The sequence below is a fragment of the Mucilaginibacter sp. P4_D1 genome, assembly GCF_056401935.1.
Genome location: NZ_JBFUIJ010000109.1, coordinates 1 through 2,128, shown reverse-complemented (window position 1 = coordinate 2,128; position 2,128 = coordinate 1). Strand labels below are relative to the sequence as shown.

Below are 2,128 nucleotides of genomic sequence, written 5' to 3'. Positions count from 1 at the left end.
CCCTGTACGCGGTACCGGCAGTCCGTTCAGCGGCCGTGGTTACACGCCAAGTTCATTTACCCGTACTGCCCGCCCGGTAGGTGCAGGCTCGCCTACGCGTACCGGTATTGGTTATATACCAGGCGGCCGCGCAAACAGAACAACCGATGGTACCATTACCCGCGGCAATTCAAACAACAGCAATACCAGTTACTCGCGCGATTCGCGCCCTGTAAGGCAGCAAGATACCCGGCCGCAAACCCAAAGTGTTGAACGTTCGTCACCTTCGCCTGCTCCATCGTCATCATCTTCAAGTTCAGGTGGCGGCGGCGGTAACAGTGGCGGCGGCGGTGGTGGCGGCAGACCAGTTAGACCATAATTTTATCAGCTTAAATCTATGAAGATTAAATATTTACTTAGTGTGATTGCTATAGTAGCAATTACTAAAGATAGTTTTGCGCAATATTCGCAGGATGCTATTCGCTTCAGCACCTTTCAAACCGGTTCAACGTCGCGCATCAAGGGGATAGGCAACGCCGGTACAGCCATTGGGGGCGATTTAAGCTCGATAAGCGGCAACCCCGCCGGGCTTGGCTTTTTTACACACTCCGAGGCAAGCATTACTCCGGAGTTTGATGGGTCGAAAGTAAATTCAACCTACCTTGGCCAGTTTAATACTGATAGCAAAAGCAACCTGAATTTCAGCAACGCCTCGGTTGTAATTTACCAGCGGCTGAGCACGCCAAAAGGCCGTGACAAAACCAAAGGGTGGCTAAGCATCAACTACGGTGCAGCTTATAGCCGTACCAACAATTTTTATGAAAACATTACCTATGGCGGTAAAAACCCCACCAACTCCATAGGCAACTATTACGCAGGCATTGCCAACGCCAATGGGCAGGTAAGCGATGACGGGTTGGATGACTGGGCGTATCAGCAAAACCTGATAGATAGCTATGCCACAACCGGCGGCGGCAGCGAGTATCGCAGAAATGCATTTGGCACCGTAAATCAATTAAGCAATACCATCCGCACAGGCGGGCAATCGGAAGTTAACCTGGCATTTGGCGCAAACTACAGCAACAAGCTATATTTTGGATTAGGCGTTTCTTTTTCCGACATCCGCTACAACTCTTATAACGTGTTTAATGAAACAGGTACAGCCAATATATTAGTTAATAACGTGGGCACAAATGTTGGCTTTAACTCCAATTTTATACAGGACCAGGTTACCAAAGGCTCTGGCGCCAATGTTAAGCTGGGGGTAATTTACAAACCCGTTAACGCGCTGCGTTTAGGCTTTACCTTTACCTCGCCTACCTATTACACCATTGACGACTCCTACTCTGAAGGCCTGAATACAAACTTTGCCAATAACAGCAGCTTTAAAAACGGCCCTGTAGAGTATCCATTATCCTATAATATGCGCACCCCGTTAAAATTAACAGGCGGCGCAGCCATTTTTATAGGCAAATACGGTTTCATATCCGGCGATGTAGATTATATTGACTACACAACAACCCACATCAGCAGTAACGACAGTTATAGCGCCGATTTTGACAACGGCAACATAAAAGCCCTTTACCGCTCAACTATAAACGCGCACATCGGCGCCGAAGCACGCCTTAACAGCATGTTTTACCTGCGTGGCGGTTACGGCATACAGGGCAGTCCGTTGAAAACTAACGGCAGCGATATTAAAACCGTAAGCGGTGGTATTGGAGTACGCTTTGGTAGCTATTACGTTGATGCCACCTATGCGCACTTAAGCGGCAACCAAACAGTTTATCCATATGAAATAGGTACAGGCAGCCCCGGAGCCGATTTGAAAAAGACCAACAATAACGCATTCCTGACATTGGGTTACGCGTTTTAAAAAGTTGATGATATAGTAAAAAAGGAGGCCGTATCATAAATCAAATGATGCGGTCTTTTTATTTTACGGCGGATAAATCGATTTCAAGTAGTTTTTTGATGTTGATTTCGAACTAACGAATATTATTGATTAAGAACGAGTGAAAAGAAGGCCTTTAGGCAGCTTTTTTTCTTAGGTTTTGTGCGATTGAAAGTAAGCCCCATTCTATCGCTACTTTTTCTTTCCCACGGAGCATGAAGCGTCGGAACCCGTGGTTCTGTTTGATATTTCCGA

Annotated in this window: 3 protein-coding genes; 2 read left to right on the top strand and 1 reads right to left on the bottom strand. The window is 46.8% G+C overall.

The window, feature by feature from the left end; all coding sequences use genetic code 11:
* On the top strand, window positions 1–358 hold a 358-nt coding region (locus AC1DV1_RS31210), incomplete at its 5' end, for a hypothetical protein (RefSeq protein ID WP_477368725.1).
* 18 nt (window positions 359–376) lie between these two features.
* A complete protein-coding gene (locus AC1DV1_RS31205; protein WP_477368723.1) occupies window positions 377–1,855 on the top strand; it encodes an OmpP1/FadL family transporter in 1,479 nt (492 codons plus the stop codon).
* 154 nt (window positions 1,856–2,009) lie between these two features.
* Here the strand turns inward: AC1DV1_RS31205 and AC1DV1_RS31200 are convergent.
* A partial coding sequence (locus tag AC1DV1_RS31200; RefSeq protein WP_477360453.1) for a transposase occupies window positions 2,010–2,128 on the bottom strand: 119 nt, incomplete at its 5' end.